The organism is Streptomyces iconiensis (assembly GCF_028657195.3).
Classification (GTDB): Bacteria; Actinomycetota; Actinomycetes; order Streptomycetales; family Streptomycetaceae; genus Streptomyces; species Streptomyces iconiensis.
Genome location: NZ_JANCPR020000003.1, coordinates 147,705 through 165,862, shown reverse-complemented (window position 1 = coordinate 165,862; position 18,158 = coordinate 147,705). Strand labels below are relative to the sequence as shown.

The window sequence follows — 18,158 nt, the reverse complement described above, 5'->3', positions numbered from 1 at the left end:
ACAAAAGGCTTGCGGGGCCCGGGCTCCGCGCGTATGGTCCCGTCTTGGCTCTGTTGCCGTCGATTGGAGAGGCCGTTGCGCATCTGAGGTCCTGAGACACCGTGTGCCCCGTTTGTGTGCCACGAGTGTGACCTTGGAAGCGAGCAGGCCGTCACTCCGTGTATTCTGCGGATTTCGCGTATTTCCCGCGCTTCGCGCCCTCTCTCGTTCTCCCGCCTCGGCCGTGTATCTCCGGCAGGGGCTCGGTGTCTCCCGCGTTGTTCACCGCCCACCGCGATGCGACCTGGGGAGACCCCATGCATACCTTCACCACCCATTCCGTCACCTGCTCCCGGCTGTCCTTCTCCTGGCAGGACGGCACGCCCCTGCTCCAGGACTTCGATCTGACCGTCGGCCCCGGCCGTACGGGCCTGATCGGGCTCAACGGCACGGGAAAGTCCACCCTGTTGAAGCTGATCGCGGGCGAGCTGCGCCCGGCTTCCGGCAGCGTCAAGGTCACGGGTGAGGTCGGGTACCTGCCGCAGAACCTCGCCCTGGAGACCGGGAGGCGCGTCGACGAGACGCTCGGCATCGCAGCGACCCGGGCCGCGCTGCACGCCATCGAGGCAGGTGACGCGAGCGAGGAGCACTTCACGGCCGTCGGCGACGACTGGGACGTCGAGGAGCGCGCCCGCGCCACCCTCGACCAGCTCGGGCTCGGGCATGTGGGCCTCGACCGCACCGTCGGTGAGGTCTCGGGCGGCGAGTCGGTACTGCTGCGCCTCGCCGCGTTGCTGCTGGCCAGGCCGGGCGTACTGCTCCTGGACGAGCCCACCAACAACCTCGACAGGCAGGCACGGCGCAGGCTCTACGAGGCCGTCGCCGGCTGGACCGGTGTCCTCGTCGTCGTCAGCCATGACCGCGAACTGCTGGCCCATGTCGACCAGATCGCCGATCTGCGCGGCGGCGAGGTCGTCTGGTACGGCGGCAACCTGGAGGCGTACGAGGAGGCTGTCGCCATCGAACAGGAGGCCGCCGAGCGGAGGGTGCGGGCCGCCGAGACCGACGTGAGGAGGCAGAAGCGGGAGCTGGACGAGGCGCAGACGAAGCTCGCGCGCAGGGCCGGCTACGGCAAGAAGATGCAGGCGCAGAAGCGCGAGCCGAAGATCGTGATGGGCAACCGCAAGCGCTCGGCGCAGGAGTCGGCCGGCAAGCACCGGATCCTGCACGAACAGCGCCTGGAGCACGCCAAGGAGCGCCTGGACGAGGCGGCCGAGCGGGTCAGGAACGACGCGGAGATCCGTGTCGAACTGCCCTTCACCGCCGTGCCGCGCGGGCGGCAGGTTCTCACGCTGCGCGAAGCGGGACTGCGGCACGGGGCCCGCGTCACGCTCGATGTGCACGGGCCCGACCGGATCGCCCTGGTCGGGCGGAACGGCGCGGGCAAGTCGACGCTGCTGCGCACCGTCGCGGGCGAGATCCCGCCCGTGGACGGCGAGGTGCGCACGCATGTGCCGATGCGGTACCTGCCGCAGCGGCTCGATGTGCTGGACGACGCGCTGTCCATCGTGGAGAACGTCGCCCAGCTGGCGCCTGACGCCACCAATCAGCAGATCAGGTCGCGGCTCGCGAAGTTCCTCTTCCGTAGGGAGCGCGCCGATCAGATCGTGGGAACGCTGTCCGGCGGTGAGCGGTTCAGGGCCACGCTGGCCGCGGTGATGCTGGCCTCGCCCGCACCGCAGTTGCTGCTGCTGGACGAGCCCACGAACAACCTGGACCTCGCGAGCGTACGGCAGTTGCGGGCCGCGCTGGAGGGGTACGAGGGCGCGCTCGTGGTGGCCAGCCACGATGTCGCCTTCCTGCGCGAGATCGGGATCACCCGGTGGCTGGGGCTCCAGGACGGCGAACTCGTGGAGGTGGACCCGGACACTCTGTAGCGGCAGCCGGGCCGCCTCGACCGACCGTCGAGGCGGCCCGGCCGACCGTCGAGGCGGCACGGTGGACGGGCGAGGCGCTCAGCCGACCGGGGTCACCAGGACGCAGCTCGTGGTGCGGGCCACGACGTGTGCCGCCCTGGGCGGGAGGTCGATGTGGTGCTCTCCCGCGGTGAGTTGGGTGTCGAGCAGGTCGTAGGTGTGGGTGCGGTTCAGGCGGTCGACGCGGTACGCGGTGAGCTGGACGCGGCAGGGCGTGCCGACCGTGAGGGTGGCCGTGCCGCCTGAGGCGTCGAGGGCGGTGAGCTGCCGCTGTCCGTAGGCGCTCCGGTCGAGCGCGGCCTCGATCTGCGCGACGAGTACGGGGACGATGGGCGCGAGCCCGTCGACGATCGTGGCATCGGATCCCGCGGCGGCGAACGCGGCGCGTACGGCGGCCTGTTCCTCCGCACCGATGCTGGAGCCTATGGCCACGGCACCGTAGCTGTTCAGCTCCTCAGCCGAGGCGAGCGCCGCGTCGCGGGAGATCTCGGCACTGATCCCGATCTGCCGCAGCGCCTTGGCGAGCCGCGCGAGCACGGCGGCACGTGCGCCCACGAGCAGGACGCGCCGCGTGGGCGCCTCGGCGGCGCCGTCGGCGATCACGCGCTCCAACTCGTCGCGGTACTGCTCCACATGGAAGCGGAAGGGGCCTATGCCGGGGTACCCGTTGCGTTCGAGGTCGGCGGTGCCGTCCGTCTGCCAGGCGAAGTCGCGCCAGATGATGGCGTCGTCCTCGCGTTCGATGACGGCGGTGACGGCACCGCAGTCCAGTCCCTCGCACTCCGGACAGCCGTAGAGGACGTAACGGCCTCCGTCCAGGGGCGGTTCGGCCTCCAGGAGCAGCCGCTGGACATGGGCGGTGAAGACCGTTGGCCCCAGGTCGGCGGCGAGCGGGGAGACCGCGTCCACGTCGTCGAGGCGGAGCAGGAGGGGCCGGCCGTCCACGATGAAGTCGAGGAACTCGCGGTGTGCCTGATAGGCGCCCGAGGGCAGGATCCCCCCCGCCCGCATCGCCGGTGCCAGTCCGAAGGTCGCGTACTCGGCATGCATGTCCGCAGTATTCCCATACCCGAGACGTTCCGCTCCCGGGAGCAGGCATTCCGGATACGGTCGTGCGCATGGATGACAGAAATGGGGAGCGGGCGGCGGAGGGCGCGGACAGCAGCCGAGACAAGGCCGGGACCGGGGTCGGGAGCGGAACCGGGGCCGGGAGCGCGGTCGTCGTCGGGGGTGGCGTGATCGGGCTGACCACGGCGGTGATCCTCGCCGAACGCGGGATGGATGTACGGGTGTGGAGCCGCGAGTCGCCCGGGGAGACCACATCCTCCGTCGCGGGCGGACTGTGCTGGCCGTACAGGATCAAGCCTGAGGAGAGGGCGCTGGACTGGGCGGTGCGCTCCTTCCGGCAGTTCTCCTGGCTGGCTGAGCAACCTCCGCTGACCGGCGTGCGGCTGGTGCGCGGCCGGATGCCCGACGGGGCGCCGCCCGAGGTGTGGACCTCGCTGACGGGAACGCCGCCGCGCGCCCCCATTGTCGACATGCGGACCTATCTCCCTTACCTGCTCGGCCGGTTCGAGGCGGCCGGCGGGCGCTACGAGCGGCGCGCGGCAAGCTCGCTGGCCGAGGCCGCGGCCGAGGCGCCCGTCGTCGTCAACGCCAGCGGTCTGGGCGCACGCGAACTGGTGCCCGATCCCGCGGTACGCGCCGTGCGCGGGCAGGTCGTCGTGGTCGAGAACCCGGGCATCGAGGAGTGGTACGTGGTGGCGACGGGCGGCGCGAGCGAGACCACGTACATCCTCCCCCAGCCCTACGGCCTGATCCTGGGCGGAACGGCGCACGAGGACGCGGAGGTGACGGAGCCCGACCCGGCGACGGCCGAGGCCATCGTGCGGCGGTGCGCCCGTATCCATCCGGCGCTCGCCGACACCACGGTGCTCGAACACCGGGTAGGGCTGCGGCCGTTCAGGCCCAGCGTGCGGCTGGAGACCGAGCGGGTCCCTGACGGGCGGGGCGGCACGTCGCTGTGCGTGCACAACTACGGGCACGGAGGCGCCGGGGTGACGGTGTCGTGGGGCTGCGCCGTGGACGCCGCCCGGCTGGTGGCGCCCGCAGCGGTCGACGGCGCCCCTGGGCGCGGCTGACCGGAACGCACGTGCGCCCCGGCACGGGTACGGGCCCGTGCCGGGGCACACTCCGTCCCGGCCGCCTCCGGAGACCCGGCTCTTCCGGGCCCCTGCCGCTTCCGGAGCCCTGCCGCTTCCGGACTCCTTCTCTTCTGCTTCCGGAGCCCAGGCCGCTGCCGGAGCCCAGGCCGCTGCCAACGGCTCCCGGCTGCTAGCGGCTCCCGGCCCTTGGGGCGGGTGATGCCGCGCGTCAGCGGCAGGTCGTGGCCGGCGTGCCGTCGGTGAGCTTGAACTCGGCGCGCTTGTCCAGCAGAAGCGGAACGAGGGCACGCTGTTCCTGCCTCAGCGGCACGAGGACGCCGTCGCCCCTGCCCTGCCGCTCGGCCTTGATGCCGTGCAGGCCGAGGGTGGTCTTGACGCCGTCCCACTGGTCACCGGTCAGGCGGTAGCCGCAGGGCGGGTCGGTGAGTACCTGCTCCTCGGTGGGCGGCTCGTTGTCCGCGCCGCCGAGGTAGACGGGGCCGCGGTCGGCGTGGCCCGCGGCGCGCGCCTTGGCCGTGGCCGCCTCGATACGGTTCCTGCGCTGGTCGGTGAAGTCGAAGGCGCCCTTGAGTCCGGCCAGTTGGGAGTGGACGCGGCGGCGGTTGTTGACCGATTCGTCGGCCTTCTCCTCCCCGGTGAGCGCGGTGGTACGGGTTTCCACGAGGAGCCCGACGGAGTGCTTGACCCCGGCGGTGTTGCGCAGGATGCGTTCCTGGCCGTCACCCGCGACCTGCTTGACGGGCTCACCGGTCTCCGGATCGGTCCAGATGCCGTAGATGCCGCTGCTGTGGCCCGCCTTCTCGGAGTGAGGGCGTACGTAGTCCTCGGACAGCGTGGCCGACTCCCTGTGCAGCCCGTGCGAGGTGTTGAGGTTGCGCGGCCACAGTGCCAGCAGGTCCTTGACGTAGTACGGCACGCTCGCACCGTACTCGTGCAGGTCGTAGATGGTGTCGGGGCGGTAGTCGCGCATGGTGGCCGCCATCGCGCGGGCCTCGGCCGTCTTCAGCGCGAGGTGGTCGCGGTTGATGTCGGTGCCGTCGGAGTTGCCCCGTGTGTTCGCCGCGCGGCCGTCGGGGTTGGCCGTGGGGACGACGAGCACGGTCGTACGGGCCAGATAGCGCTTGGTCGCCTTGTCCTTGGCGAAGGCCAGGTCACGCACCGTGGACAGACATGCCTCACGCCCCGAGGGCTCGTTGCCGTGCTGGGAACAGATGAGCATCACGGAGTTGCCGCGCCGCACCTTCGCGGGGCTCTTGGGCGCGGGGGCTCCGATCCGGACGAGTTGGACCGGGCGGCCCTGCTTGGTCCTGCCGATGGTGTCGAGCACGGCGCGCGGGCTTGCCCCTGCGACGGAGGCCAGGAAGTCGCGCTCCTCGGGCTGGCTGGTCCAGCGCGCGCCGTCGGTGCGCTCGAAGCCCGTGCGCGGCGGCTTCGTCGCGGTCTCCTGCCGGTGGGTCTCCGATCCCTGGGCCGCCTGCGCGAGCGGGGCCGTGGCGAGGAGCGGAACGAGGAGGGCCGCCGATATGAGCGCTGACGTCTTCCACTGGGGGCGGTTGAACCGCACACGTATCACCATGCCGGGGACGGTAACCGGCCGAACGCATGTGCAGAAGGGGGCGTGTGTCCACTCGATGGCAATCGCATGACAGTAGTTGCCGTGGACATGTGGGGCGCCACAGGAGTACATACGCTTCAGACGAAGTAACACCTGTCGCAGAAGAGTTGGAGGACTCGTGCGTCACAGAATGATCATCCCGGGTGCGGTCGCGGCCTCACTGCTGCTCGCGGTTCCCGCGTCGGCGGCCGAACCGTCCCCGGGAACCCCGGGCGTGGGCGACCCCTACTACCCGGAGTACGGGAACGGCGGATACGACGTCTCCCACTACGACCTGCGGCTCACGTACCAACCGAAGACCGACGCGCTGCAGGGCACCGCAACTCTGCTGGCCACCGCCACGCAGGACCTCTCCCGCTTCAACCTGGACTTCGCGCTCGACGTCAGCGAGATCCGTGTGAACGGCAAGAAGGCGAAGTTCGCCACCTCGGGCGCGCACGAGCTGGAGGTGACGCCCGCCAAGCCGCTCGCGAAGGGCGACAAGGCAACCGTCGTCGTGCGCTACAAGGGCGTGCCCTCCAAGGTCGTGGTCAACGGTTTCACCTCCTGGCACCGCACGCCCGACGGCGGTGTCGCGGCCAACGAGCCCGAGGCCGCCTGGTGGTGGTTCCCCAGCAACGACCACCCTTCGGACAAGGCGAGCTACGACGTCAGCGTCTCCGTCCCGGACGGCACCCAGGCCATCAGCAACGGCACGCTCCAGTCCCAGACCTCGCGCGCCGGATGGACCCGCTACAACTGGCGCTCCCGCGCACCGCAGGCGACGTATCTCGCCACTCTCGCCGTCGGCAGGTTCGACATCACCAAGGACAGGACCGACAGCGGGCTCCCCGTCATCAACGCCTACAGCAAGGACCTCGGCGAGCACGACGGCGCAGCGCGGGCGAGCGTCGAGCGGACCGCCGAGATCACCGAGTGGCTTGAGGGGTACTTCGGGAAGTACCCGTTCGACGCGATGGGCGGCTACGTCCCGAACACGGACACCACCTACGCGCTGGAGACCCAGACCCGCCCGTTCTACAGCCCCGACGACTTCGCCGACGGCTCCAACACTTCCGTCGTCGTCCATGAGATGGCCCACCAGTGGTACGGCGACAGCGTCTCGCTCAAGGGCTGGAAGGACATCTGGATCAACGAGGGGTTCGCCCGTTACAGCCAGTGGCTCTGGTCCGAGGACCAGGGCGAGGGCACAGCGCAGGAGCTGGCCGACTACGCGTACGCCTCCCACCCGGCGAACGAGTCCTTCTGGAAGGTCAAGCCGGGCGACCCCGGGCCGGACAACCAGTTCCACAGGGCGGTCTACGACCGGGGGGCGATGGCCGTACAGGCGCTGCGGAACAAGGTCGGTGACAAGGCGTTCTTCAAGATCCTCAAGGGCTGGCCCCAGCAGCACGCGGGGGGCAACGCGAACGTCGGCGACTTCACCGCCTACGCGGAGAAGGTGTCCGGCAAGCCGCTCGCCTCGCTCTTCGACACCTGGCTCTTCCAGCCGACCAAGCCGGAAGCGCCGGCCGGCCCCCGGTTCGCGGGCAAGGCCGTGCCCAAGCAGCCCAAGTCCTGGAAGCAGATCCAGTCGGTGACCCACGCCCACTGATCAGTCGGTGACCCACACCCGCTGATCCCGGACGCTCCGTTCCCTGGGGCCGTTTCCCGAACGGGCCCAGGGAGCGTTTCCGGACGGGGGCCCGTTCCCCGAACGGGGCACGGGAGCGTGCCCGAACGGGGCACGGGGAGCGGAAGGCGCCCTTCGCCGGTGGCCGGACGCGTTGCCGGTGGGCCGCAGCGCGTCACCTGTGGGCCGCGCGCGCCTTGCGGGCCAGGGGGAGGTAGCGGAGGCGTTCGGGGAGGAGCGGCACCGTGTGTGCGAGGACGCGCCCGAGGCGGACCAGCCGGCGCTCCTGGCGCGGTGTCCACGGCAGGCGCAGCGCGGAGCGCGCGTCCGGGGGCATCATGCCGATGGTCATGAAGCGCCGGAAGCGCGCGATCCCCGGCACAAGGAGCGGCCACACCACCCGGAAGGCGACGCGCACCCCGCGTGGCCCGAAGGGCGGCGGCGGGATGTCGCGGTTGAAGGCGGCCAGTTCGACGGCGACGGCGGTGGGCTCGATCTCCTCGGCCAGCATCCTCTTCCAGTAGGGCCAGAACTCCTCCAGGCTCTGCGGCATGTCACGGTCGTCGATGCCCAGGACACGGCCGACCTGAAGCCACTCCGCGTACAGCCGCCGCTCCTCAGCGCCGGTGTACGGGCGGCGGCCGAGGTAGCGCTGCGCGTGCTGGTAGACGGGGAAGCCCGTCGCGTGGACCCACGCGTAATAGGCCGGGGTGAGCGCGTGGTACCGGCGGCCGTGTGCGTCGGTGCCCTGGATGCTCTTGTGCAGCTCGCGGAGTCTGCGGCCTTCGGCGATGCCCTCGTCGCCCCCGTACACCCACAGCAGCACGCTGCGCAGCGAGCGCTCTCCGCGCCCCCAGGGGTCGGTGCGGAAAACGGAGTGCTCATCGACGCCGGCGCCGACGGCGGGGTGTGCGACCTGCATGGTGAGCGCGGCGGGCAGCATCAGGAGCATACGGATCTCCCCACCGATGTCCCACAGCACACCGCCCGGCGGCGGTGGCTCCGGTGCCTGCTGCGACGTGCGCGTTTCGCGTGCTTTCACACCTCTCATGATGCCTTTGGCACTGTTCGTGCGCGCGAGCGCCCGGGCGGTACGGCGGGGCGCTCGCGCGGTGCGGGTACGCGCCTGTGATGCGGGCCCGTCCACGTGGTGCGGGGCCCGTGTGGTCGGCGTGCTCCGGCGCCCTCCGGGGCCCAGCCCCCTGCCCGCCGGCACCAGCGTGCGGCGCCGACCGGCGCGGCACCTCTCCCGCCCCCGCACCGCGTATCCCGTCTCCGCTTCCGGGCTGGTTTCCGCGGTGGCGGGCCGTCAGCAATCTTCACGACTTCGCCACACATGGAGGCCCCGTGGGGAGTTCGCGGGGCGTCTGCTTCAATTCGCGGCAGGCGTACGTGGAATGGGCGACGGGTTCCGGGGGAGGCGCCGCCGGGCGGTAGGGGCGGATCTTTGGTTCGGAGTACCCCACTGTCACCACGTGATCACTAACTGACCTATATTGGGTCGACGTTGATCGGAGTGTTCGGCTCAGCTCTCCCCCATGCCCGGATCCGTCCACAAGGACCCTGATTGATGACCTCCCCCGAGATACCCTCGCCGCCACCGCACCACGGTTCGGGCCATACGGAAGGCCGGCCGGCCGCGGAACGCCGGCCGGCCGCAGGCCAAGGGACAGCGGCGGGTACCGCGCTCGCGGTGCTGGTGGCCGTCGTGGTCACCGCTGTCGCCTGTCTGACCACGGTGTACCTCTCGTCCCAGTCGGCCCGCGCCGCCGTCGCGTGGGGCAGCGGCGCCGCGGGTGCCGTGCTGTGCGTGGCGGTCGCCGTCGCGGCACACGGCGTGCTGACCGGCAGGCAGTTGCGCGCCCAGCTCGCGGCCCAACAGGCGGAAGCCGCCCAACGCGAGGCGGCGGCAGCGCACTTCGCCGACTCCGTCGTACCCTCCGTCGTCGAACGCCTGCGTGCCGGCGGCTCCGCCGAGACGGCGCTGGCCGAGGCGCCCCCCGTGCACTCCCCCGCTGAACGCCGCGTCCTGATCACCCTCGCGACCGAGGTGCACAAGGGCGAGAGCATGCGTGCCTCGGCCCTCTCCGCCTGTGCCAACGCGGCGGGCCGGGTGCAGGCCCTGGCCACGAGCATGGCCGCCGACCTGCGCGAGATGGAGCACAAGCACGCGGACGAGAACGTGCTCGGCGACCTGCTGCACCTGGACCACAGGACGGCCCAGGCCGGACGGCTCGCCGACTCCATCGCCGTGCTCACCGGCGCGCGTTCGGGCAGGCGCTGGGCCAAGCCCATCGTCATGGAGAGCATCCTGCGTGGCGCGATGGGCCGTATCGGCGGATACCAGCGCGTGCGGCTGCACTCCACGAGCGGTGTCGCCGTCGCGGGCCACGCGGCCGAGGGCGTGATGCACACGCTGGCCGAACTCATGGACAACGCGGCCAACTTCTCGCCGCCCACCTCCGAGGTCCACGTGTACGTCGAGGAGGTGGCGGCCGGGATCGTCATCACCATCGAGGACGGCGGTCTGGTCATGGGCGAGGTGGCGCTGCGCCGTGCCGAGCGCCTGGTGTCCCCCGACGCCGCCGACCCGGGGCTTGCCACGCTCTCGGGTACGCGCCTCGGGCTCGCGGTCGTCGGGCGGCTGGCCCGTAAGCACGGCCTGTCCGTCTCCTTCCGGCCCTCGGCCCACGGCGGCACCGGCGTACTCGTGCGCGTCCCGCGCGAACTGGTCACCGAGACACAGCGCGAGGAGCCCCTCGGCGAGCCCTCGGCTGCGGCACCCCGCACCGAGGAGCGCGTGACGGTGCCGGGCACGGCGCACGAGCGGGGCGAGGCCGAACACCCGGCCGGGTCCGAGCACGCGCCCACCCCGGCGCACGGCGTCCAGTACGGGGAGAGCGGACTGCCCAAGCGGCGGCGCGGCCAGACCCTCGCGGCCGTCGCCCGCACCGAAGCGGGGCCGGGCCGTACCGCGTCCGCCACCGCTGCGTCCACTGCGTCCGGCGCCTCGGCCGCGGGCCCCGGGACCGAGGGCGGTACCCGCCAGGCCCGGCCCTCCGGGGCGAGATTCGGCGACTTCCGCCGTGCCGTACAGGGCGGCAGTCCGCCCGAGGACGGCGGCGGCACGGCCGAGAACGACAGCGGTACGCCTGAGAACGTCACCACACCGTCAGCCGCCTCCCCGGCCTCCTCCCCCGCCCGCGCCTCTTCCCTCCCGGAGGACGACACCGAATGATCACTGACAGCAAGCTCGACTGGCTGCTGGAGAGTCTGCTGGAACGTACGCCCGGCACCCGCCACGCCCTCGTGCTGTCCCGCGACGGACTCCGGCTGTGCCGGACGCCCGAACTCTCCGTCGACCAGGCCGACCAACTGGCCGCCATCTCCGCCGGTATCCAGAGTCTGTCCCACGGCGCCTCCGTCGAGTTCGGCAACGGGAGCGGCGGAGTACGGCAGGCGATGGCGGAGTTCTACGGCGGAATCCTGTTCGTCGTCGAGGCGGGGGACGGTGCGCACCTGGCCGTGGTCGCCGACGAGGACTCCGATGTCGGGCTCGTGGGCCACAACATGAACGAACTCATCGAACAGCTCAGCGAGTACCTCAGCTCACCGCCCCGCGAGCCCGCCGAGGGCGACGGCGGCGGAGGCGGACCGGCGTGAAGCGGCCGGGCCGGGACGAGGACCCGGACCGGCTGTACACCGTCACCGGTGGGCGCAGCCGTTCCGCAGTGGGCGCCGACGCCTTCGACCTGGTGACGCTCGTGGTCAGCGAGAGCGAGCCCGTGCGCGGCATGCAGTCCGAGCACGCGGCCATCCTCCGCATCTGCCGCTCCCCCACGGCGGTTGTGGAACTGGCCGCCGACCTCGGACTGCCGGTCAGCGTCATCCGTATCCTGCTGGGCGACCTGCTCGCCGCCGGCCGGATCACCGCCCGGCACCCGCGTACGGTCCGCGCCGCCGACGCACTCCCCGATCCCGACATCCTGAAGCAGGTGCTCGTTGGACTCCGCAACATCTGAAGCGAACCCCGGTACGACGCAGTCCGCGTCCGACCGTCCGCCGCTGCTCAGCACCGCGGCGAACGGGCTGAAGATCGTGATCGTGGGCGGTTTCGGGGTCGGCAAGACGACCATGGTCAGAGCCGTCAGCGACATCCGTCCCCTGAACACCGAGGAGACGATGACGCGCGCGGGCGAGGGCGTCGACGATCTCAGCGCCGTACGGGGCAAGTCGACCACGACCATCGCCTTCGACTTCGGCCGTATCAGCCTCAACGAGTCCACGGTGCTGTACCTGTTCGGGGCGCCGGGGCAGGAGCGGTTCTGGTTCCTGTGGGACCGGCTCTTCTCCGGCACGCTCGGCGCCGTCGTGCTCGTCGACACCCGGCGGCTGGACGAATGCTGGTACGCCATCGACAGGCTGGAGGCGCACGGCACCCCGTTCATCGTCGCCCGCAACGACTTCGGCGGTCCCCGTCACACGGCCGAACAGGTACGCGAGGCGCTCGACCTTTCCGAGGACATACCGCTCGTCGACTGCGACGCGCGGTCGCGCGAGTCCAGCCGGGACGTGCTGCTCGCACTGGTCCACCACCTGTACGCCCTGTCCACCGCGCGAACCGCCCGGGAGATCACCCCGTGACCACCCCCACCCCCGCCTCCCCGCAGCACAGCGCCGCCTCCGCACCGCCTCCCGGCTGCCCCGCGCACGCGGGAACCGCCCCGCACCCGGACGCCGTTCCGCTGATGGGCCCCCGCTTCCAGAACGACGACCGTACGCAGCTCTACCGCGACATGCGCGAGAAGCACGGGCCCGTCGCACCCGTGACGCTGCCGGGCGATGTGCCGGCATGGCTCGTGCTCGGCTACCGCGAGGTGCACCAGATCACCTCCAACCCGGCTCTCTTCAGCCGGGATTCGGGCCTGTGGAACCTGTGGGACCAGATACCGGCCGACTGGCCGCTGATCCCGATGGTCGGCAAGCAGCCCTCGATCCTCTACACCGTCGGTGAACGCCATGAGCGCCGCTCGGCCCTGGTGAGCGACGCACTGGCCGCCGTCGACCCGTTCGAACTCCGCGACCACGCCGAGCGGTTCGCCGACGGGCTGATCGACCGGCTGTGCGGACGGGGCGAGGCCGACCTCATCGGGGAGTACGCCAAGGTGCTGCCCGCGCTCGTACTCGCACGGCTCTACGGCTTCTCCGACGAGGAGGGCGCCGGGCTGGTGCCCAGCATCAACGCGCTGGTCAACGGCACGGAAGGCGCGCTCGCAGGCCACGACCACGTGCGCGCTTCCATGGGCGAGCTGCTCGCCTCGCGCCACAGCGCTCCGGCGGCCGGTGTCGCCTCGCGGATGCTGCACCACGACTACGCCGACGGGTTCTCGCGCGAGGAGATCCTGCAGGACATGATGGTCAACATCGTCGCCGGCCATCAGCCCACCGCCGACTGGATCGGCAACACGCTGCGGCTCATGCTCACCGACGACCGCTTCGCGGCCTCGCTCTCCGGCGGCCGGCACAGCGTCGGCGAGGCCATGAACGAGGTGCTGTGGGAGGAGACGCCCTCCCAGAACATCGCCGGCCGCTGGGCCACCCGCGACACCCAGCTCGGCGGGCGGCGGATCACCGAGGGCGACCTGCTCATCCTCAGCTTCGCCGCCGCCAACGGCGACCCCCAGGTACGCCCCGACCAAGCAGCCCTCACCGGCGGCAACAACGCGTTCCTCTCCTTCGGGCACGGCGACCACCGCTGCCCGTACCCCGCACAGGACATCGCCGAGGGCATCGCCCGTACCGGTATCGAAGTCCTGCTCGACCGGCTCCCCGACGTGGACCTGGCGGTGAGCGCACGGGCGCTCGTATGGCGCCCCTCGCCCTGGCTGCGCGGCCTGGAGTCACTGCCCGTCCGCTTCACACCGACACCGACCACCGCCGCAGGAGGTACGAGATGACGACGTGTCCCGTCACAGGAGCCGGTTCGGACGAGTCGCGTGAGGTGATCACGCTTGACCCGCTGGTGCGCGACCTCGCCGAGGAGGGAGCACGGCTGCGTGCCGCGGGGCCCGTCGCCGCCGTCGAACTGCCGGGCGGCGTACCCGTGTGGGCGGTGACCCACCACGCGGAAGGCCGCAAGCTGCTCACCGACAGCCGCCTGGTCAAGGACATCTCCCACTGGGCCGCCTGGCAGCGCGGCGAGATCCCCAAGACCTGGCCCCTCATCGGGCTGGCCGATCCGGGGCCCAGCATGCTCACCTTCGACGGGCCCGAGCACCGCAGGCTCCGTACGCTCACCGCGCAGGCCCTCACCCCGCGCCGCGTCGACGAGATGCGCCCCCGTATCGAGGCCATCACCGCCGAACTGCTGGACGCGCTGGAGGAAAGCGCCGGTGACATGGGCCGCGTCGACCTCAAGTCGGCGTACGCGTACCCGCTGCCCATGGCCGTCATCGGCGGGCTCCTGGGCATCGACACGGCCCAGATCCCGCGGCTGCGCACCCTCTACGACGGCTTCTTCAGCAGCCTCACACCGGGCGAGGACGTCCAGGCCATCATCGGCGAACTCGCCGCGATCTTCGGTTCGGTCATCGAGCAGAAGAAGGCCGCGCCCGGCGACGACCTGACCAGCGCGCTGCTCGGCGCGGCCGAGGAAGGTGACTCCCTCAGCGACCAGGAAGTCCTCAGCACCGTGCAGGTCCTCATCACCGCGGGCCACGAGACGACGATCAGCCTCATCGTGAGCGCCGTCGTCGCACTGCTGACCCACCCCGAGCAGCTCGCGCTCCTCATGTCGGGGGAGGTCAGCTGGGAGGCGGCCATCGAGGAGACGCTGCGGTGGGACGCGCCCACGACACACGTCCTCATCCGGTTCGCCACGGAGGACGTCACCGTCGGGGACACCGTCATCGGCAAGGGCGACGGCGTGATCATCTCCTACGGCGCCATGGGCCGGGACGAGGCACAGCACGGGCCCCGCGCCTCGGAGTTCGACATCACCCGTACCCCGACCCGGCACCTCGCCTTCGGCCACGGCCCGCACGTGTGCCCGGGCGCTCCGCTCTCCCGCCTGGAGGCGCTCGTCGCACTGCCCGCGCTCTTCGAGCGCTTCCCCGGCCTCGGACTGGCCGTCGACCCGTCCGAACTGCGCAACAAGCCGGCCGTCACCCAGAACGAGCTGTACGAACTCCCCGTACGGCTGCGCTGAACTGTACGGACGGCGCTGAACCGGACGGGCTCCGTTGTGCTCCGGCCGGGAGCGCCGGCCGGAGCAACTCCCCACTCCGCCGCGGCGTGGGGACGGGCCGGGCTACTTCTCCATGGCCACGGCCCGCACCCGCCTGCGCACCCCGAACCAGCCCGCGACCAGTGCGGCGGCGAGGACGGGGACGAGCATCACGGTCTTGCGCCCCACGTCGGGGTCGTTCCACATGAGCACGACGACCCCGACGAGGAAGGCGATCGTCACGTACTCCGTGTACGGCGACCACGGCAGCCGGAAAGAGGGCCGGGTCACCGCTCCCGTCCTCGCCCTCCGGACGAACACGAGGTGGCAGAGCATGATCGTGCACCAGGTGCTCACGATGCCGAGCGCCGCGATGTTGAGCACGATCTCGAACGCCTTGCCGGGCACGACGTAGTTGAGCCCGACGCCGACGACGCACACGGCGGCGGTCAGCAGGATGCCTCCATAGGGGACCTGGCTGCGGTTCATGAGGCCGGTGAAGCGCGGTGCCGACCCGGACATCGCCATCGACCTGAGTATGCGGCCGGTGGAGTACAGCCCGGAGTTGAGGCTGGACATGGCGGCCGTGAGGACGACGAGGTTCATGGCGTCACCTGCCCAGGGCACCCCCAGCTTGGAGAGCACGGTGACGAACGGGCTCTGCCCGTCCGTGTACTGGCCCCACGGCAGGAGCAGCGCGAGCAGCAGCACCGAGCCGACGTAGAAGAAGCCCACGCGCCACATGATCGCGTTGACGGCCTTGGGCACGACCTTGTGCGGCTCGGCTGTCTCGCCCGCTGTGACACCGACGAGTTCGACGCAGGAGTAGGCGAAGACGACGCCCTGCATGACGATGACGACCGGCATCAGACCGTTGGGGAAGACGCCCCCGTGGTCGGTGATCTGGGCGAGTCCCGGCGTGGTTCCGCCGACGGGGTGCTGCGTGGCGAGCAGGACGATGCCGATGATCATGAAGACGACGAGCGCGGTCACCTTGATGATGGCGAACCAGAACTCCAGCTCACCGAAGATCTTCACGGAGATCATGTTGATGGCGAGCACGACGGCCAGCGCGATCAGCGCCAGGACCCACTGCGGCACGCTGGTGAAGAAGCTCCAGTAATGCGTGTAGAGCGCGATGGCGGTGATGTCGGCGATGCCGGTCGTCGACCAGTTGAGGAAGTACATCCACCCGGCGACATAGGCGCCCTTCTCGCCGAGGAACTCCCGGGAGTACGAGACGAAGGAGCCCGAGGAGGGCCGGTGGAGGACCATCTCGCCGAGCGCCTTGACGACGAAGAAGGCGAAGAGGCCGCAGACGGCGTAGGCGAGGGCGAGCGCGGGGCCCGCCGAGGCGAGGCGCCCGCCGGCGCCGAGGAAGAGTCCGGTGCCGATCGCCCCGCCGATGGCGATCATGTTGATGTGGCGCGGCTTGAGGTCCTTGCTGTAGCCGGTGTCACCGGCGTCCCGCGCAGGGCCGGTGGCGAGTCCTCCCGACCCGTCACCTCCGCCCGGTCGGGGCGGAATCGCGTCCTGGACGACGTCGTTGTGCACAGTTGGCCCCACTCACTCTGGTTCGGGCTTTGCCGGATCGGCCGCCGCGGAGCGTTCGTCGCTCCTCGTCCCGCGACCGCAGACCGGACATCGCCTTTCCATGTAGGGGCCAACTATTCGGTGGCACATCTCACATCGGTGAATCTCTCACCGGTGATCTGCGTACATCCCGTCGATTACCTGGGCGAACTTCTTCTGGATCACCCGGCGGCGCAGCTTCAGGGACGGGGTGAGTTCGCCGGTCCCGGGGCCCCACTCGTCGGGGAGCAGGTGGTAGCGCTTGATCTGCTCGGTGCGGTTGAGCCTCGCGTTCGCCGCCTCGACCGCGCGGTCGACTCCGGCCCTGACCTCCGGATGTGCGAACAGCTCGCCCGGCGCCGCTTCGATCCCGTGCCGGGCCGCCCAGACGGGTGCCATCTCGGCGTCCAGGACGAGCAGTGCGACGAGGTAGGAACGGCCGTCCCCGTGCACCAGCGCCTGACCGATCAGGGGATGTTCCTTGAGGGTGTTCTCCACGAGCGCGGGCGAGACGTTCTTGCCCGTCGAGGTCACGATCATCTCCTTCTTACGGTCCGTGAGCCACACGAAGCCGTCCTCGTCGATCCGGCCGATGTCGCCGGTCGCGAACCATCCGTCCTCGTCCGTTCCCGGCTCGATCGAGCCGTCAGCGCGCAGATAGCCGGCGAAGACGGTGGTGCCGCGCACCTCCAACTCACCGTCGGGCGCCGCCCGCACCTCCGTACCCTCGATCGCACGTCCCACGGAACCCAGCCGGAAGGCGTCGGGCCCGTTGAGGGTCAGCGCGCCCGTCGTCTCGGTCAGGCCCCACGCGTCCATCACGACGAGGCCGAAGCCGGCCCAGAAGTCCACCACGTCCTGCGGCATCGGAGCCGAGGCGCTCGCGGTCCACACCAGCCGGTCGAAGCCGGCGAGGCCCAGCAGCGGCCCGATGACCTCGCGCCGGGCCTTCCCGTACGCGGCCTCAAGCTCCTCGGAGGGGCGCTCGCCGCGCTCGCGGCAGCGCACGTACGCGCGGGCCACATCCCCCACGGCTGCGACGGCGGCGGCGCGCTCCTCGGGCAGCGCGGCGAGCCCGGCGCGCAGCGAGGCGGCCAGCTTCTCCCACACCCGTGGCACCCCGAAGAACTGCGCGGGACGCAGTTCCCTGGCGAGCGCGGCGATCCCCGCCGGGTCGGCGCACAGGTGGACGTGGGCGGCGCGGAGCACGGCCAGGTAGATACCGAGCATCCGCTCGGCGATGTGCGCGAACGGGAGATAGCTGATGTGGTCGACGTGGTCGGGCAGTTCGGCCACCTTGTCGAGGGCCAGACCGTTGAGGACGACGTTGCGGTGGCTGATCACCACACCTTTGGGGTCGCCCGTCGTACCGGAGGTGTAGACGACGGTGACCGGGTCGGAGGCGCGGACCGTACGCCAGGTCTTCTCGAAGACGGCGGAGTCGTACGCGCGGGGCAGCGCGCTCCACGCTGTGTGCGCGCCCACGGCGTCGGGTTCGACGACGACGAGGCGTTCCAGCCGCCCCTCCCCCTGTTCGGCGCCCGCCAACAGCGGTTCCCAGCGGGCGACCTCGTCCGCGCCCTCGATCACCGCGAGCCGGGCACGTGAGTGCCGCACGATATGGCCGATCTGCTCCCGCGCCGCCGTACCGTACACGGAGACGGGCACGGCACCGAGGTGGGCCAGGGCGAGGTCGGTGAGCCAGTGCTCGGGCCTGTTGCCCATCATCAGCAGCACATGTTCGCCCCGTTCCACCCCCGAGGAGGCCAGCCCCGCGGCCACTTCGGCGATCCTGTGGCGTGCCTCGCCCCAGGTGAGGGTGGTACGCGAACCGCTTCCTTCCTGCCAGGAGAGTGCCGGGAGGGCGCCGTGGTCCTCGGCGTTTCTGAGCAGCAGCTCAGGAACGGTGAGTTCCGGTGCGTCACCCGGGAGTCGCAGAATCGTGGTCATGGCGCCTCCGTCAGGAGTCTGGTGAGGGCGTGTGCCGTATGCCATCGACAGGGGTCCGCGCGGG

The 18,158-nt window shown here is 71.0% G+C and carries 14 protein-coding genes; 9 read left to right on the top strand and 5 right to left on the bottom strand.

Annotation, left to right across the window (positions count from 1 at the left end):
* Positions 1-296: 296 nt before the first annotated feature.
* Positions 297-1,916 carry an ABC-F family ATP-binding cassette domain-containing protein gene (locus tag NMN56_RS03715; RefSeq protein ID WP_274045264.1) on the top strand — a complete coding sequence of 540 codons (1,620 nt, stop codon included), beginning with the start codon at positions 297-299 and terminating at the stop codon, positions 1,914-1,916.
* Positions 1,917-1,994: 78 nt separating this feature from the next.
* On the opposite strand, the gene NMN56_RS03710 is transcribed toward NMN56_RS03715, so the two are convergent.
* Positions 1,995-3,005 carry an oxidoreductase gene (locus NMN56_RS03710; protein WP_274042280.1) on the bottom strand — a complete coding sequence of 337 codons (1,011 nt, stop codon included), beginning with the start codon at positions 3,003-3,005 and terminating at the stop codon, positions 1,995-1,997.
* A 68-nt stretch (positions 3,006-3,073) separates the two neighbouring features.
* Between NMN56_RS03710 and NMN56_RS03705 the strand changes: the two genes are divergently transcribed.
* On the top strand, positions 3,074-4,096 hold the full coding sequence (locus tag NMN56_RS03705) for an FAD-dependent oxidoreductase (protein ID WP_274042279.1): 1,023 nt from the start codon (positions 3,074-3,076) through the stop codon (positions 4,094-4,096).
* 232 nt (positions 4,097-4,328) lie between these two features.
* On the opposite strand, the gene NMN56_RS03700 is transcribed toward NMN56_RS03705, so the two are convergent.
* Positions 4,329-5,696 carry a M14 family metallopeptidase gene (locus NMN56_RS03700; RefSeq protein ID WP_274042278.1) on the bottom strand — a complete coding sequence of 456 codons (1,368 nt, stop codon included), beginning with the start codon at positions 5,694-5,696 and terminating at the stop codon, positions 4,329-4,331.
* Between the two features lie 169 nt (positions 5,697-5,865).
* Here NMN56_RS03700 and NMN56_RS03695 point away from each other — a divergent pair, with 169 nt between their 5' ends.
* A complete protein-coding gene (locus NMN56_RS03695) occupies positions 5,866-7,329 on the top strand; it encodes a M1 family metallopeptidase (protein ID WP_430542461.1) in 1,464 nt (487 codons plus the stop codon).
* Between the two features lie 193 nt (positions 7,330-7,522).
* Here NMN56_RS03695 and NMN56_RS03690 read toward each other — a convergent pair whose 3' ends face one another.
* The gene (locus NMN56_RS03690; protein ID WP_430542456.1) at positions 7,523-8,398 is read right to left on the bottom strand and encodes an oxygenase MpaB family protein; all 876 of its coding nucleotides are present in this window, start codon (positions 8,396-8,398) and stop codon (positions 7,523-7,525) included.
* 519 nt (positions 8,399-8,917) lie between these two features.
* On the opposite strand from NMN56_RS03690, the gene NMN56_RS03685 reads away from it, so the two are divergent.
* From NMN56_RS03685 to NMN56_RS03660, 6 genes are all read left to right on the top strand, one after another.
* Positions 8,918-10,585 carry a sensor histidine kinase gene (locus NMN56_RS03685; protein ID WP_274042275.1) on the top strand — a complete coding sequence of 556 codons (1,668 nt, stop codon included), beginning with the start codon at positions 8,918-8,920 and terminating at the stop codon, positions 10,583-10,585.
* The gene (locus NMN56_RS03680) at positions 10,582-11,010 is read left to right on the top strand and encodes a roadblock/LC7 domain-containing protein (RefSeq protein WP_274042274.1); all 429 of its coding nucleotides are present in this window, start codon (positions 10,582-10,584) and stop codon (positions 11,008-11,010) included. The genes NMN56_RS03685 and NMN56_RS03680 overlap by 4 nt, the downstream gene beginning before the upstream one ends.
* The gene (locus NMN56_RS03675) at positions 11,007-11,369 is read left to right on the top strand and encodes a DUF742 domain-containing protein (protein WP_274042273.1); all 363 of its coding nucleotides are present in this window, start codon (positions 11,007-11,009) and stop codon (positions 11,367-11,369) included. Before NMN56_RS03680 ends, NMN56_RS03675 begins: the two co-directional genes overlap by 4 nt.
* Positions 11,350-11,991: a GTP-binding protein gene (locus tag NMN56_RS03670; protein ID WP_274042272.1), complete on the top strand. Its 642-nt coding sequence runs from the start codon at positions 11,350-11,352 to the stop codon at positions 11,989-11,991. The genes NMN56_RS03675 and NMN56_RS03670 overlap by 20 nt, the downstream gene beginning before the upstream one ends.
* Before the next feature lie 104 nt (positions 11,992-12,095).
* Complete coding sequence (locus tag NMN56_RS03665) at positions 12,096-13,304, top strand: cytochrome P450 (protein ID WP_274042304.1); 1,209 nt, start codon at positions 12,096-12,098, stop codon at positions 13,302-13,304.
* The gene (locus NMN56_RS03660) at positions 13,301-14,554 is read left to right on the top strand and encodes a cytochrome P450 family protein (RefSeq protein WP_274042271.1); all 1,254 of its coding nucleotides are present in this window, start codon (positions 13,301-13,303) and stop codon (positions 14,552-14,554) included. Before NMN56_RS03665 ends, NMN56_RS03660 begins: the two co-directional genes overlap by 4 nt.
* Before the next feature lie 102 nt (positions 14,555-14,656).
* Here NMN56_RS03660 and NMN56_RS03655 read toward each other — a convergent pair whose 3' ends face one another.
* Positions 14,657-16,099: an amino acid permease gene (locus NMN56_RS03655; protein ID WP_274042303.1), complete on the bottom strand. Its 1,443-nt coding sequence runs from the start codon at positions 16,097-16,099 to the stop codon at positions 14,657-14,659.
* A 174-nt stretch (positions 16,100-16,273) separates the two neighbouring features.
* On the bottom strand, positions 16,274-18,094 hold the full coding sequence (locus NMN56_RS03650) for an AMP-dependent synthetase/ligase (RefSeq protein WP_274042270.1): 1,821 nt from the start codon (positions 18,092-18,094) through the stop codon (positions 16,274-16,276).
* Positions 18,095-18,158: the final 64 nt, after the last annotated feature.

What these genes read in the sequence shown, in the direction of transcription:
- NMN56_RS03710 (WP_274042280.1), bottom strand. Translation starts at nt 3,005, where the DNA reads ATGCATGCCGAGTACGCGACCTTCGGACTGGCACCGGCGATGCGGGCG.
- NMN56_RS03695 (WP_430542461.1), top strand. Translation starts at nt 5,866, where the DNA reads ATGATCATCCCGGGTGCGGTCGCGGCCTCACTGCTGCTCGCGGTTCCC.
- NMN56_RS03650 (WP_274042270.1), bottom strand. Translation starts at nt 18,094, where the DNA reads ATGACCACGATTCTGCGACTCCCGGGTGACGCACCGGAACTCACCGTT.
- NMN56_RS03665 (WP_274042304.1), top strand. Translation starts at nt 12,096, where the DNA reads ATGGGCCCCCGCTTCCAGAACGACGACCGTACGCAGCTCTACCGCGAC.
- NMN56_RS03680 (WP_274042274.1), top strand. Translation starts at nt 10,582, where the DNA reads ATGATCACTGACAGCAAGCTCGACTGGCTGCTGGAGAGTCTGCTGGAA.
- NMN56_RS03660 (WP_274042271.1), top strand. Translation starts at nt 13,301, where the DNA reads ATGACGACGTGTCCCGTCACAGGAGCCGGTTCGGACGAGTCGCGTGAG.
- NMN56_RS03700 (WP_274042278.1), bottom strand. Translation starts at nt 5,696, where the DNA reads ATGGTGATACGTGTGCGGTTCAACCGCCCCCAGTGGAAGACGTCAGCG.
- NMN56_RS03690 (WP_430542456.1), bottom strand. Translation starts at nt 8,398, where the DNA reads ATGAGAGGTGTGAAAGCACGCGAAACGCGCACGTCGCAGCAGGCACCG.
- NMN56_RS03715 (WP_274045264.1), top strand. Translation starts at nt 297, where the DNA reads ATGCATACCTTCACCACCCATTCCGTCACCTGCTCCCGGCTGTCCTTC.
- NMN56_RS03705 (WP_274042279.1), top strand. Translation starts at nt 3,074, where the DNA reads ATGGATGACAGAAATGGGGAGCGGGCGGCGGAGGGCGCGGACAGCAGC.
- NMN56_RS03685 (WP_274042275.1), top strand. Translation starts at nt 8,918, where the DNA reads ATGACCTCCCCCGAGATACCCTCGCCGCCACCGCACCACGGTTCGGGC.